Source organism: Rhizobium sp. S152 (genome assembly GCF_030380735.1).
GTDB lineage: Bacteria > Pseudomonadota > Alphaproteobacteria > Rhizobiales > Rhizobiaceae > Rhizobium.
In genome coordinates this window covers 307928-321925 of record NZ_JAUDRZ010000030.1, presented here as the reverse complement: position 1 = coordinate 321925, position 13998 = coordinate 307928, and the positions used below count along the sequence as shown (strand labels likewise).

At 60.6% G+C, this 13998-nt stretch carries 10 protein-coding genes and 1 riboswitch; of the genes, 4 read left to right on the top strand and 6 right to left on the bottom strand.

All coding sequences use genetic code 11. The annotated features are described in order from the left end of the window. Positions 1-36 precede the first annotated feature (36 nt). A riboswitch (FMN riboswitch) is annotated at positions 37-186 on the bottom strand. Positions 187-308: 122 nt separating this feature from the next. The 4 genes from hupB to clpP form a co-directional block, all read right to left on the bottom strand. After that, positions 309-584, bottom strand: coding sequence for a DNA-binding protein HupB (hupB, locus tag QTL95_RS26280; RefSeq protein WP_018900220.1), 276 nt, complete (start codon positions 582-584; stop codon positions 309-311). Positions 585-789: 205 nt separating this feature from the next. Beyond that, positions 790-3207 (bottom strand): endopeptidase La, encoded by a 2418-nt coding sequence (lon, locus tag QTL95_RS26275; RefSeq protein WP_289722789.1) that lies wholly within the window; start codon positions 3205-3207, stop codon positions 790-792. 413 nt (positions 3208-3620) lie between these two features. Further along, the gene (gene clpX / locus QTL95_RS26270; protein WP_037177469.1) at positions 3621-4898 is read right to left on the bottom strand and encodes an ATP-dependent Clp protease ATP-binding subunit ClpX; all 1278 of its coding nucleotides are present in this window, start codon (positions 4896-4898) and stop codon (positions 3621-3623) included. Between the two features lie 294 nt (positions 4899-5192). Continuing rightward, complete coding sequence (gene clpP / locus QTL95_RS26265; RefSeq protein WP_037177467.1) at positions 5193-5822, bottom strand: ATP-dependent Clp endopeptidase proteolytic subunit ClpP; 630 nt, start codon at positions 5820-5822, stop codon at positions 5193-5195. 384 nt (positions 5823-6206) lie between these two features. Between clpP and QTL95_RS26260 the strand changes: the two genes are divergently transcribed. Next, entirely contained in the window at positions 6207-7457 is a 1251-nt protein-coding gene (locus QTL95_RS26260) for a GGDEF domain-containing protein (RefSeq protein ID WP_289722788.1), read from the top strand. A gap of 56 nt (positions 7458-7513) precedes the next feature. Continuing rightward, on the top strand, positions 7514-8767 hold the full coding sequence (locus QTL95_RS26255; protein ID WP_289722787.1) for a cytochrome P450: 1254 nt from the start codon (positions 7514-7516) through the stop codon (positions 8765-8767). Positions 8768-8858: 91 nt separating this feature from the next. On the opposite strand, the gene QTL95_RS26250 is transcribed toward QTL95_RS26255, so the two are convergent. Then, complete coding sequence (locus QTL95_RS26250) at positions 8859-10193, bottom strand: dicarboxylate/amino acid:cation symporter (protein ID WP_289722786.1); 1335 nt, start codon at positions 10191-10193, stop codon at positions 8859-8861. A gap of 254 nt (positions 10194-10447) precedes the next feature. Between QTL95_RS26250 and QTL95_RS26245 the strand changes: the two genes are divergently transcribed. Beyond that, a complete protein-coding gene (locus QTL95_RS26245; protein ID WP_442981356.1) occupies positions 10448-12292 on the top strand; it encodes a sensor histidine kinase in 1845 nt (614 codons plus the stop codon). Then, the gene (locus QTL95_RS26240; RefSeq protein WP_289722785.1) at positions 12289-13653 is read left to right on the top strand and encodes a sigma-54-dependent transcriptional regulator; all 1365 of its coding nucleotides are present in this window, start codon (positions 12289-12291) and stop codon (positions 13651-13653) included. The genes QTL95_RS26245 and QTL95_RS26240 overlap by 4 nt, the downstream gene beginning before the upstream one ends. Here the strand turns inward: QTL95_RS26240 and QTL95_RS26235 are convergent, their stop codons facing one another. After that, positions 13654-13998 carry a cupin domain-containing protein gene (locus QTL95_RS26235; RefSeq protein ID WP_289722784.1) on the bottom strand — a complete coding sequence of 115 codons (345 nt, stop codon included), beginning with the start codon at positions 13996-13998 and terminating at the stop codon, positions 13654-13656. It lies immediately after the preceding gene.

Genomic DNA, 13998 nt, shown 5'->3' with positions numbered 1-13998 from the left:
ACGGTCGCGGGCAGCCCCCTGCCCCGGACACATTCCATTCATTCTCTTCCATCCGGACTATGACCGTCGGCTCCGGAATCGCACCGGATCTGCTGACCCTTCCGGTTTTGCCGAAAGGCGCTCGCGGGCTTGAGGCAACGCCCCTTTACCGCCGGTGGGGAATTTCACCCCGCCCTGAGAACAAATCCTGCCTAGGACAAAGCTCAAAGGACGGCAAGGCCAATGAAACACAAAAAGGGTCCGGCTTTCGCCGAACCCTCCGAAACTTGCGCCACCGGCCTCGTCGCCCGGCAACCAAGCAATTCATATCAGCCGTTGACGGCTTCCTTCAGGCCCTTGCCGGGCGTGAACTTCGGCACGTTGCGAGCCGGGATATCGACTTCAGCGCCGGTGGACGGATTGCGGCCCTTGGTGGCAGCGCGATGGGAAACGGTGAAGCTACCGAAACCAGCGAGGCGAACGTCGCCCTTGCCCTTAAGTTCAGCCTGAACAACTTCGAAAACAGCATCAACTGCCGAAGCAGCGTCGGTCTTCGAGAGTCCTGCCTTTTCGGCAACTGCGGACACGAGTTCATTCTTGTTCATGTTTCCACCCCTTTCAAATGGTTCGAAACGACTCAAATCTATAGCCGGGCACGGAATATGGTGCATCAGGCCCGCCGCACCCCAAAGAGCCTGCAAATAAAGGAAAAGCAAGCGTCTCCGCGCGGTTTTCACAAAAAAAGGCTGGCGAAAACGCCAGCCTTTTCAGGGTTTTTAAGCAATGGGGCACGAATGTGGCAAACAAAGCTCAATGAGCGATGGAACTGCCAGTTTCGTCGTGCCCTTCGACCGTTGCGATAACAGGGGTTTCCACCGTGCCATCCCACTCGATCGCCTCCGGTCTGCGGACCAGAGCATGCTTGATCACCTCACCCATGCGGGACACCGGGATGATCTCCATGTTGTTCTTCACATTGTCCGGAATATCCGCCAGATCCTTGGCGTTTTCTTCCGGGATCAGAACGGTCTTGATGCCGCCGCGAAGTGCCGCGAGCAGCTTTTCCTTCAGACCGCCGATCGGCAGGACGCGACCGCGAAGCGTGATCTCGCCGGTCATCGCCACGTCCTTGCGAACAGGGATGCCAGTCATGATCGAGACGATCGCGGTTGCCATGCCGACGCCGGCCGACGGGCCGTCCTTCGGGGTGGCACCTTCCGGCACGTGGACGTGGATGTCCGACTTATCGAAACGCGGCGGCTCGATGCCGAAATCGACGGCCCTGCTGCGAACATAGGATGCCGCCGCCGAGATCGATTCCTTCATCACGTCCTTCAGGTTGCCGGTCACGGTCATGCGACCCTTGCCCGGCATCATCACGCCTTCGATCGTCAGCAGCTCGCCGCCGACTTCCGTCCAGGCCAGACCGGTAACGACACCGACCTGATCCTCACCCTCGGCCTCGCCGTGACGATAGCGCGGAACACCCAGGTAATCTGAGATGTTGGCAGCGGTGACCGCGACCGACTTCGTCTTGCCCTTGATGATCTCAGTTACCGCCTTGCGGGCGAGCTTCATCAGCTCGCGTTCGAAGCTACGAACACCGGCTTCGCGGGTGTACTGCTGGCTGATCGCCATCAGGGCATCGTCGCTCACCGAGAATTCCTCGGGCTGCAGGGCATGCTCCTTGATGGCCTTCGGCAGCAGGTGCCGCTTGGCGATTTCGCGCTTCTCGTCTTCGGTGTAGCCGGCGATGCGGATGACTTCCATGCGGTCCATCAGGGGCGCCGGGATGTTCAGCGTATTCGCCGTCGTGATGAACATCACGTCCGACAGGTCGTATTCGACTTCCAGGTAGTGGTCCATGAAGGTCGAGTTCTGGGCCGGGTCCAGCACTTCGAGCAGAGCCGAAGACGGATCACCACGGAAGTCCTGGCCCATCTTGTCGATCTCGTCGAGCAGGAAGAGCGGGTTGGACTTCTTCGCCTTCTTCATCGACTGGATGACCTTGCCGGGCATCGAGCCAATATAGGTGCGGCGGTGACCGCGGATTTCAGCTTCGTCACGAACGCCACCGAGAGCCATGCGAACATACTCACGGCCGGTCGCCTTGGCGATCGACTGGGCGAGTGAGGTCTTGCCGACACCCGGAGGGCCGACGAGGCACAGGATCGGCCCCTTGATCTTGGTCGCGCGGGCCTGAACCGCCAGATACTCGACGATGCGTTCCTTGACCTTGTCGAGACCGAAGTGATCGGCTTCGAGGATCTTCTCGGCGTTGTTGAGGTCCGTCTTGATCTTCGACTTCTTCGACCACGGGATACCCAGCAGCCAGTCGAGATAGTTGCGCACCACCGTAGCTTCGGCCGACATCGGGCTCATCTGCCGGAGCTTCTTAAGCTCGGCATCGGCCTTCTCGCGACCTTCCTTGGAGAGCTTGGTCTTGGAGATGCGCTCTTCCAGTTCGGCCATCTCGTCGCGGCCTTCCTCGCCGTCGCCGAGCTCTTTCTGGATCGCCTTCATCTGTTCGTTCAGGTAGTATTCGCGCTGGGTCTTCTCCATCTGGCGCTTGACGCGCGAGCGGATACGCTTCTCGACCTGAAGGACCGAGATCTCGCCTTCCATGAAGCCGAGCGCCTTTTCAAGGCGTGCCTTGACGCTGGTGGTTTCCAGCATCTCCTGCTTCTCGGTGATCTTGATCGACAGGTGCGAGGCGACCGTATCGGCCAGCTTCGAGTAGTCGTCGATCTGGCTTGCGGCGCCAACAACCTCCGGAGAGATCTTCTTGTTGAGCTTTACGTAGCTCTCGAATTCCGAAACCACGGAGCGGCTGAGCGCTTCGAGTTCGACCGGATCGTCATTCGGCTCTTCGAGCACATGACCGAGCGCTTCATAGAAATCTTCGCGATCGGTATAGGTGTCGATCTCGGCACGGGCGCGGCCCTCGACGAGAACCTTCACTGTGCCATCGGGCAGCTTCAACAGCTGCAGAACGTTTGCGACAGTGCCAACCTTGTGGATAGCGGAAGGATCCGGATCATCATCGCTCGCATTGATCTGGGTAACGAGCATGATCTGCTTGTCGGAACCCATGACCTCTTCGAGCGCGCGGATCGACTTTTCCCGGCCGACGAAAAGCGGCACGATCATATGCGGGAAGACCACGATGTCACGCAGGGGCAAAACCGGATAGGCGACGCTGCTCGCAACTGACGTTTTCTTCGTCATTTTATTTCCTTTCCATCGTCCCGTTGCCGGGCTCTTCTGGGCGGCCGTTCAAGACCGACCGCACTCTCACTTGGTGTACAAGTGGAGGTTCTGACTACGCTTTTCAAGCTTCGCCATGGCCCGCGTCCCCTTGGACATGACAGCTATGCTACAACGGAACACCTGCACAATGGCGCGCGGCGCTGGAACGACGCTTACCACTTCCGAACCGGCTAAAACACACTGCCGAAACACACCAACGGAATCATTCCATAATCGTCAAGGGCGCGCCAATTCGCAACGGCAGCAAGGCCGGTTTCAGACGTCATCAGCAAGATTTATCAGGGCCGTGCACCGTTTTTCAAATAGAAAGGGGCTCGCCGACGGCAAGCCCCTAAAATCACGGTGGGTATCGTAAAGAGTTCGATAAGCCGTTACGCCGAAGCGTTGGCCTTCTCGTCCTGACGGTCCGCGTAAATATAGAGCGGACGCGACGAGCCGCGAACGACTTCGTCGGAAATGACCACCTCGCGAACGCCTTCCAGCGTCGGCAGCTCGAACATCGTATCGAGCAGGATCTTTTCCATGATCGAGCGGAGACCGCGGGCGCCGGTCTTGCGGATGATCGCCTTGCGGGCGATTTCGCGCATCGCGTCCTCGTGGAAGGTCAACTCGACGTCTTCCATTTCGAACAGGCGCTGATACTGCTTGATCAGGGCGTTCTTCGGCTCGGACAGAATCTGGATCAGTGCATCCTCGTCGAGATCCTCGAGCGTTGCCAGGACCGGCAAACGACCGATGAATTCGGGGATGAGGCCGAATTTGACCAGATCTTCCGGTTCCAGTTCGCGCAGCACTTCGCCGACGCGGCGGTCATCCGGAGCCTTGACGGTCGCGCCAAAGCCGATCGAAGTCTTCTCGCCGCGGGCGGAGATGATCTTGTCGAGACCGGCAAAAGCGCCGCCGCAGATGAACAGGATGTTCGTCGTGTCGACCTGCAGGAATTCCTGCTGCGGATGCTTGCGGCCACCCTGCGGCGGTACGGAAGCAACGGTGCCTTCCATGATCTTCAGAAGCGCCTGCTGCACGCCCTCGCCCGACACATCGCGGGTGATCGACGGATTGTCGGACTTGCGGGAGATCTTGTCCACTTCGTCGATATAGACGATGCCGCGCTGGGCGCGTTCTACGTTGTAGTCGGCGGCCTGCAGCAGCTTCAGGATGATGTTTTCGACGTCTTCACCGACATAGCCGGCTTCGGTTAGCGTCGTCGCGTCGGCCATCGTGAAGGGAACGTCGATGATGCGGGCGAGCGTCTGGGCAAGATAGGTCTTGCCGCAACCGGTCGGGCCGACCAGCATGATGTTCGACTTCGCAAGCTCGATCTCGCCATTCTTGGTGGCGTGCGCGAGGCGCTTGTAATGGTTGTGAACGGCAACGGACAGAATCTTCTTCGCCTGACGCTGACCGATTACGTATTCGTCGAGAACCTTGATGATGTCCTGGGGCGTGGGAACGCCGTCACGGGACTTAACCATCGAGGACTTGTTTTCCTCGCGGATGATATCCATGCACAATTCGACGCATTCATCGCAGATGAAAACTGTCGGCCCGGCGATAAGCTTCCGGACTTCGTGCTGGCTCTTTCCGCAGAAGGAGCAGTACAGGGTGTTCTTAGAGTCGCCGCCGTTGCTGCCGCTGACTTTGCTCATATCACTTTCCTTCCAGCACGCCGCATTTCAAGGTGAATTGCGGTCCACTCATTGGCCCGCTCCAGACCTGGAGCTCCAGCCGGCCAAGGCCGTTTGAGGGGCACGAACCGGTCCAAACCTATGCGGCCCTGGCTCCGGCGGCAACGAATTCCCCTCGAATGCCACATGCTATGTCATAAAAATTCAACATAGCATTAATACTTGAGATTGGCGTACCCGCCACTGCCTTAATCTCTCTGTTCGATCACAAATGAGATAGAACTGTGGCGGAGAAAACACCATCCCTACTTCTTGCTAGGCCGCATCGCCTTCCATTTCAGCGCGCGAGCTGAGGACCTTGTCGATCACGCCCCAGTCCTTGGCCTCGGATGCATCCATGAAATGGTCACGATCGAGCGTCTTTTCAACCTCGTCATAGGTGCGGCCGGTGTGCTTGACATAAACCTCGTTCAGGCGGCGCTTCATCTTCAGGATATCGCGTGCGTGGCGCTCGATATCCGATGCCTGGCCCTGGAAACCACCCGACGGCTGGTGAACCATGATGCGCGAGTTCGGGGTAGCGAAGCGCATGTCCTTGTCGCCGGCGGCAAGAAGCAGCGAGCCCATCGATGCGGCCTGGCCGATGCAGAGCGTCGAAACGGCCGGCTTGATGAACTGCATGGTGTCGTAGATCGCCATGCCCGCCGTCACTACGCCACCCGGCGAGTTGATGTAGAGCGCGATTTCCTTCTTAGGGTTTTCCGCTTCGAGGAAAAGCAGCTGGGCGCAAACGAGCGTTGCCATATGATCTTCGACCGGCCCCGTCAGGAAGATGATGCGTTCCTTGAGCAGGCGCGAGTAGATATCATAGGAGCGTTCACCGCGATTGGTCTGTTCCACAACCATCGGCACGAGGGCCATAGCGGTATCGACTGGGTTTCTCATGTGCGTCCTTTGTAACGTCTTTCCGGCACGACGCCGGGAATCAAACAAAATGCCTTATCCCTACATAGAGCTTCCCTGCCCTTCTCTTCAAGACGCGCCTACGGATAACGTTAAGAGGGCAAGGCGATGCGGGATACTTTGAAGCCGCTTTAGGACCATTTCCTCAAAGCGATTGTTAAGAGCGAGTGTCCGCGTGAACCCCGCACAGCTTTTCCCGTCATCAGCATGAATGAATTCCAAATAGGTGCAGGATTGCTCATGTACGTTTACTAACCGGAAAGGCTGTCCCGAGATAGGGAATAAATCGGCACGGCTGAACCCGGCGATTAAGGAACTCGCCAGCTTCTTCGGCAAATATAGCGGCAATACAATGGGGTTAATGCCGTGTTCAATGTTCCGACGGGACTTGCCATCTGGTGTTCCGAAGCCATGACGCTCGCACTGGTGGCGTTCATGGCATGGCGCCATAATGTCCGAAACAAGACATATCTATACTGGGGGCTCGGCTTCCTGTTCAGCGGGATCGGCTTTGCCATGGTCGCGGTCCGTGGGCAGATACCCAACATCCTCTCGATCGAAGCCGGGAACACGATCGCCCTCTGTGGACAAAGCGCCTGGGTGATGGGCTATCTGGCGCTCGATCGACGCAAGTTCGAATGGTGGGTACTGCTGCCACCGGCGGTGTGGCTTGCCGGCGTCTTCCTGCCCTGGGTAAACGGCGACTACGCCAACCGCGTCATTCTCTACAACCTCGCCTCCGCGACAGGCGCAACCGCTTTGGCGCTCGCTGTTACCACAAGCGGCGTGAAGGGCGAAAAGACGCGCGGCAAGCTGGGTGCAATCTTCGTTGCACAAAGCGTTCTCTGCTTCGGCACCGCCCTCGCGATGGCCCTTCTTGGCCCGACCGACGCGGAGGCTGCTAATTTTGCCGGCCTCGCCGCCATGGCGATGGGTTTCCTCTTGACATTTGCCTGCGCGCTGACCTGCCGGATGATCATGGAACGCTCCGAAAAGCAGCTGCGACTGCTGAGCTTCACGGATCCGCTGACAAGCGTCCTCAACCGCCGAGGTCTCTTCGGCAGGTTCGACGCGATCCAGGAGAAGGCATTCGATGCGCGGCATCAGGTTGCCGTGCTGTTGTTCGATCTCGATCATTTCAAGCGCGTCAACGACCGCTTCGGCCACCAGGCCGGCGACCATGTGCTGACAGTCTTTGCGCGGGTTGCCCGGCAGTATACGCCCGACGGCGTCTTCGGACGCATGGGCGGCGAGGAGTTCGCGGCTTTCACCACCGTCGCCGACCAGACCGAGGCGGAAGCGCTGGCGGAATCCATCCGCGCCGAGTTCTGCCGCGTGCCGATCAGCACCGGCGAAGCGCTCATCCCGGCGACCGTCAGCATCGGCGTGGCGCTTGCCTCGGCAATCGAGGCCAACCGTGACAAGCTGATCTCGGCCTCCGACCGGGCGCTCTACGCGGCGAAGGCTGCGGGACGCAACTGCACGGTGATCTTCGGTGAGGCCGAGGCGGCCGCTCCGGCTCCGGCACAGCCCGACGAGAAGAGCGGCGAACTGGTCCCGACGCTCGACGACCAGATCTATGCGCTGCGTCGCGTCGGTTCGCTCGGACGAGGCTGACAACCGGCGCGAGAGAACGCTTTTCGAGGCTTGGCAAATCCGCTAAGCCTCGAAGCATGATGATACCGTCCTTTCTCCGCATCGACCCCGCCACCCGCCGCGTTTCACTCGATGCCGGAAACCCGGCATTCTACAGCGATCCCAATGCCGTCTACGCGGCACTGCACGCCAACTGTCCGACCTTTTACTGGGAGGAGCAGAAGCAGTGGTTCTTTACCGGCTACGACCACGTGAACGGACTGCTGCGTGACCGCCGCTTCGGGCGCCAGATCCTTCACATCGCTACCCGCGAGGAACTTGGCCTGACCGAGCCCGACCAGCATGTGGCCAATTTCGATCTCGCCGAGCGGTTCTCCCTGCTCGAACTCGAGCCGCCGGAGCACACGCGGCTGCGCACTCTCGTCAACCGGGCCTTCGTCTCGCGGCATGTCGAAAAGATGAAGCCTGAGCTGGCGGAGCTCGCCAACCGGTTGATCGACCAATTCGCCGACAAGGGCGAGGTCGAACTTCTTTCGGCTTTCGCCGATATCATCCCCGTGACGATGATCGCCAGGATGATCGGTATTCAGGAGGAGATGGGGCCGCAGCTTCTGAAGTGGTCGCACGCCTATATCAGGATGTACATCTTCGGCCGGACCCGGGAAGACGAGGATGGTGCCGACAGGGCGTCCAGGGAGTTTTCCGATTACGTGAAGACCGTTATCGCCGAACGCCGCGCCAACCCACAGGACGATCTGCTGACGCATATGATCCACACGGAGCACAAGGGACAGTATCTCACCGACGAGGAGTTGATCTCGACGACCATCGTTCTCCTCAATGCCGGCCACGAAGCGACCGTGCACCAGATCGGCAATTCCGTCCGGGCGATCCTGGACAGCGAAAATGAGCCGCGCGACCTGTTCAAGGACGAGGCGACAACCGAACGCACGGTGGAGGAAACGCTGCGGATCTGCGCGCCGGTGCATATCTTCCAGCGCTGGGTGCTCGAACCGGTGGAGATCGACGGCATTTCCTTCAAGCGCGGCGACAAGGTGAGCCTGATCCTTGCAGCCGCCAATCTCGATCCCACGAAGTTCAGCGATCCGCTGACCTTCAAGCCTGATCGCCGCGAGGCGCCCAACCTCTCCTTCGGCGCCGGGATCCATTTCTGCATCGGCGCACCGTTGGCGCGGCTGGAACTCAATGTCGTGCTGCCGATCCTGTTCGAGCGGCTGCCGCAGTTGCAGATCGCGAAAACGCCCGTCGTCAAGGACGTCTATCATTTTCACGGGCTCGACGGCCTCGAGCTCGCCTGGCCTGTAAAATAAAACGACCGCACTCCCTTTCGGGAGTGCGGCCATCGCCTTGGGAGGCACAGCTGCCGCGTGGGCGGCAAACTGTTCTTGGGTTGGGTGCGCGCTACGCGGCCGGCTGCAGTCCCGGCACGGGCTCGTCGAGCTCTTCCGGCAATTCGCCGGCCATGGCAGCCGCGAACTTCGTCTGGTCGAGCTCGTTCTCCCAACGGGCAACGACGACCGTAGCTACGGCGTTTCCGACCAAATTGGTCAGAGCGCGGCATTCCGACATGAAGCGGTCGATACCGAGGATCAGCGCCATGCCGGCGACCGGAACCGAGGGCACAACAGACAACGTCGCTGCAAGCGTGATGAAGCCGGCGCCGGTGATACCGGCAGCGCCCTTGGACGACAGCATCGCAACGAGGAGCAGAAGGATCTGGTCGCCGAGCGAGAGATCGATGCCGGTTGCCTGGGCGATGAAGAGCGCTGCCAGCGTCATGTAGATGTTGGTGCCGTCGAGGTTGAACGAATAGCCGGTCGGGATGACCAGACCAACAACGGAGCGCTTGCAGCCGGCGCGTTCCATCTTCTGCATCAGACCCGGCAGGGCCGCTTCCGACGAGGACGTGCCGAGGACGAGCAGCAGCTCTTCCTTGATGTAGCGGATGAGCGACAGGATCGAGAAGCCGTTATACTTGGCGACCGCACCCAGCACGACCAGAACGAAGACAAGTGCCGTGATGTAGAAGGTGAGGATGAGGTAGGCGAGATTGGCGACCGAGCCGATACCGTACTTGCCGATGGTAAACGCCATGGCGCCGAACGCACCGATCGGCGCAGCCTTCATAAGGATGGCGACGAGGCGGAAAACCGGGGCGGTAAGCGCGATCAGAAAATCCGTAACCGGCTTGCCCTTGTCGCCGACCATGCCGAGCGCGATCCCGAACAGGACGGAGAAGAACAGAACCTGCAGGATGTCGCCCTGGGCGAATGCGCCGACGATGGTTTCCGGGATGATGTTCATCAGGAAGCCGGTGATCGTCGTCTCATGCGCCTTGGTGGCGTAGGTCGAGACCGCCTTGCCATCGAGCGTGGCCGGATCGATGTTCATGCCGGAGCCCGGATGCAGCAGGTTGCCGACAATCAGGCCGACGATGAGCGCAAGAGTCGAGAAGACGATGAAATAGAGCATCGCCTTGCCGGCAACGCGGCCGACCTTCTTCAGGTCCGACATGCCGGCAATGCCGGTGGCGACCGTGAGGAAGATGACCGGCGCGATGATCATCTTGACGAGGCGGATGAAGGCGTCGCCTAGCGGCTTCAAGCTAGCGCCGAAGTCCGGCCAGAAATGGCCGATTAGCATGCCGGCGATGATGGCGACTACTACCTGGAAATAGAGATGCCGGTAGAACGGCATTTTTGCCCGCGGTTCAGCGGCTGGAATTGCAACACCCATTGTGTCCTCCATAGAGCCCCAAACCTCATCGGCCTCCCGGGGCAACTGCTATCGTCAATCAACAGCCGATTGCTGTTTGCTTGCGATTTGCAATGGGCGTGCCAACTTCCCACCGGACAGATAGGTAATTGATTCTTATGGATATATTCTGAAAATTGGCGTCGCCTTAAGCTATCATGGGCGACATATCGCACAAATTGATTTGACGGTTGTGCGATTTTACGCACAGATGTCACATGCTTCAGAAGGCTGACATGGCGAAAATGCAAGCGACCGAGCATGACGCACGGAAGGCGAGACGCGCCTGGATACCCTTTCTCGCCGTATCGGCGCTGCTGATCGCGGCGGCGATGCTCGGCGCAGAAATCTATGGCCGCCGCACGGCGATCGAAGCGCTGGAATCTCAGGGACACACCGATGCAAGCCTGAAGGTTGCCCTGCTGACGGCCGTGCTGGAAAGGCCGCGGGCACTGCCGTTGCTGCTTTCCGAAGACCAGCAGGTCATCAATGCGCTTTCGCAAGGCTCGACCGAGGCGATCGATATATTGAACCGCAAGCTCGAAGGTCTGGTGGCGGGAACGCAGGCGGCCGTTCTTTATGTCGTCGGCACGCACGGCGTCGCGGTTTCCTCCAGCAACTGGCGCGAGCCGATCAGCTTCGTCGGAAACGACTATACATTTCGCGATTACTTCACCCGGGCCATGAAGGAGGGCACGGCGGAACATTTCGCGCTCGGCAGCGTCAGCAAGCGGCCAGGCCTCTACATCTCCCGACGGGTTGGCAGCGCGGAAGCGCCGCTGGGGGTCGTGGTCGTCAAGATGGAGTTCGACCGGCTGGAGACGGACTGGCGCGATGCGCGCCGCCCTGTTTACGTGACCGACGATCATGGCGTCGTGCTGATTACCAGCATCCCCTCCTGGCGTTTCATGATGGCCGCACCGGCGCAGGAAGCGGACCTCGCCGCCATCCGCGACAGCCTGCAGTTCGGCGATGCGCCGCTGACGCCGCTGCCGATCCTGCGACCGACGATCATCAACGCAACCACGTCGCTCGTCTCCGCCGTGCTGCCGGGTGCCGGTGAAGCGGAGTATCTACGACTGATCGAAACCGTGCCGACCACGCCGTGGGAGCTGGAATATCTCGTCCCCACCAGCGAGCCGATCGCGGCGGCGGTGCGCGAGATGCGGCTTTTGTCGCTTGCGGTGCTGCTACCGCTGATCGCAATCGCCGCGGTTCTGCTGAGGCGGCGGCAGGTGGCGGCCACCAAGATCGCCGTCGAGCAAGGCATGCGGGAAGAGCTCGAGCGCCGGGTCGTAGCGCGGACGGATGATCTCAGCCGTGCCCGCGACCGGCTGCAGGCAGAAATTTCCGACCACCGCGAAACGGAAGCCCGGCTGCAGGTGGTTCAGCAGGAGCTGGTGCAGGCGAACCGGCTTGCCATTCTCGGACAGGTGGCGGCCGGTGTCGCCCATGAAATCAACCAGCCTGTCGCCACGATCCGAGCCTATGCCGACAATGCCAGGGTGTTTCTTGAGCGCAAGCAGGTGAACCCCGCCGAGGAAAATCTCAATGCGATCGCCGCGCTGACCGAGCGGATCGGCACGATCACCGAGGAACTCAAGGCGTTCGCCCGCAAGGGCCGCACCGCTGCGGAGCCGGTCGATCTGCGTGGCGTGATCGAAGGCGCGACGGTTCTTCTTAAAAGCCGGTTCGCCGGGCAGCTGAGCGCGCTCGACATCCGCCTGCCGCCGCCCGGCCTCCTCGTCATGGGGAACCGGATCCGGCTGGAGCAGATCCTCATCAACCTGTTCCAGAATGCGCTCGAAGCGCTGGAGGGGCGCGAGAACGCCAGGGTCCAGATCGCGGTTGCCGAGACCGAAGATGGTGTCGCGGTGAGCGTCGCCGACAACGGGCCTGGCATTTCTCCGGAAATTCTCGGTTCGTTGTTCACGCCCTTCAACACATCGAAGGAAAAGGGGCTGGGGCTTGGCCTTGTTATCTCCAAGGACATCGTCGCCGATTATGGCGGACGTATCGAGGTCTCCAGCGGCGAGAGCGGCAGCTGCTTCACCGTCCATCTTCTGAAAGCGAAAGCATGAGCGACACGGCACCGGTTTTTCTGATCGACGACGACAAGGATCTGCTGCGCGCGACAAGGCAGACGCTGGAGCTTGCCGGCTTCTCCGTCTCCGCTTTTTCCACCGCGACGGACGCCCTCGCCGCCCTGCAGCCAGACTTCGCAGGCACTGTCGTATCGGACATTCGCATGCCCGGTATCGACGGGCTGCAGCTGTTCGACCGAATCCGGCGACAGGATGAAGATCTGCCGGTTATCCTGATGACCGGTCACGGCGATATTCCGATGGCGGTCAAAGCCATCCAGGACGGCGCCTATGACTTCATCACCAAGCCCTTTGCCACCGACCGGCTGGTGCAGAGCGTGCGGCGTGCGGTCGAGAAGCGTCGGCTGGTGCTGGAAAACCGCTCGCTCAAGACAGCGGCCGCCAGCGCCCGCGACGACCTGCCGCTGATCGGCCAGACACCTGCCATGGAGCGGCTGCGCAATACACTCAGACAGATCGCCGATACGGATGTGGACGTACTGGTGACTGGCGAGACCGGCAGCGGCAAGGAAGTCGTCGCGAGCCTTCTTCACCAGTGGAGCCGGCGGGCGAGCGGCAATTTCGTGGCGCTCAACTGCGGCGCCCTGCCCGAGACGGTGATCGAGAGTGAACTGTTCGGCCATGAGCCCGGCGCCTTCACCGGCGCGCAGAAGAAGCGTATCGGGCGGATCGAGCACGCCAGCGGCGGCACACTCTTCCTCGACGAGATCGAGAGCATGCCGCCCTCCTCGCAGGTGCAGATGCTCCGGGTTCTCGAGATGCGCGAAGTGACGCCGCTCGGCACCAACGAGGTGCGACCGGTGGATTTGCGGGTGGTCGCCGCCGCCAAGGTGGATCTTGGTGACCCCGGCCAGCGCGGCGATTTCCGCGAGGATCTCTATTACCGCCTGAACGTCGTGACGATCTCCATCCCGCCGCTGCGCGAGCGCCGCGACGACATTCCCCTGCTCTTCGGCTATTTCGCGGAGCGGGCGGCGAACCGCTTCAAGCGGGCAGTCCCGGATCTTTCACCGACGGTGAATCGGCACCTGCGGGATTACCAGTGGCCGGGGAACGTGCGCGAGCTGTCGCATTTCGCGGAGCGCTTCGTGCTTGGCGTCGAACAACCCAAGGGAACGAGCGACAAGAGCGCGGCGCCGGAGGTAACCGGCCTACCGCTGCCGGAACGACTGGAGCGCTACGAGGCAGGCATCATCCGCCAGACGCTCGACGCCAACGAGGGCGATGTCCGCCGGACGATTGCCGAGCTAGGCATTCCGCGCAAGACCTTCTACGACAAGCTGCAGCGGCACGGCATCGTGCGCAGCGACTTCGCGCCGTCGGACGAGCGCGGCTAATCAGAGCCGGACAACATAATCCTTGCGAGTCGTTTCAATGACTTCCCAGGTTCCCTTGAAGCCGGGCCTGAAGATCATCCGGTCACCGGCGCGGAGGTGAAACTCCTCGCCCGCCTCGTTGGTGACGATCGAATAGCCTGACAGCACGTTGAAATATTCCCACTCGTCGTAGACGATCCGCCACTTGCCCGGCGTCGCCTCCCATATGCCGGAATAGAGGCCGCCATCGGCCTCCTCCACGTTCCAGGTGCGGAACTGTGGGTCGCCCAACACAATACGATCGGCCGCGGGGGCGCCGAACTCCGGTTCGACGCCGCTGATATCGAATGTGATGTGGTCGGTCAT

Excerpts from the sequence above, each read along its gene's own strand:
- hupB (WP_018900220.1), bottom strand. The coding sequence starts at position 584 with ATGAACAAGAATGAACTCGTGTCCGCAGTTGCCGAAAAGGCAGGACTC.
- QTL95_RS26255 (WP_289722787.1), top strand. The coding sequence starts at position 7,514 with ATGATGATACCGTCCTTTCTCCGCATCGACCCCGCCACCCGCCGCGTT.
- lon (WP_289722789.1), bottom strand. The coding sequence starts at position 3,207 with ATGACGAAGAAAACGTCAGTTGCGAGCAGCGTCGCCTATCCGGTTTTG.
- QTL95_RS26245 (WP_442981356.1), top strand. The coding sequence starts at position 10,448 with ATGGCGAAAATGCAAGCGACCGAGCATGACGCACGGAAGGCGAGACGC.
- clpP (WP_037177467.1), bottom strand. The coding sequence starts at position 5,822 with ATGAGAAACCCAGTCGATACCGCTATGGCCCTCGTGCCGATGGTTGTG.
- QTL95_RS26240 (WP_289722785.1), top strand. The coding sequence starts at position 12,289 with ATGAGCGACACGGCACCGGTTTTTCTGATCGACGACGACAAGGATCTG.
- QTL95_RS26250 (WP_289722786.1), bottom strand. The coding sequence starts at position 10,193 with ATGGGTGTTGCAATTCCAGCCGCTGAACCGCGGGCAAAAATGCCGTTC.
- clpX (WP_037177469.1), bottom strand. The coding sequence starts at position 4,898 with ATGAGCAAAGTCAGCGGCAGCAACGGCGGCGACTCTAAGAACACCCTG.
- QTL95_RS26235 (WP_289722784.1), bottom strand. The coding sequence starts at position 13,998 with ATGACCGACCACATCACATTCGATATCAGCGGCGTCGAACCGGAGTTC.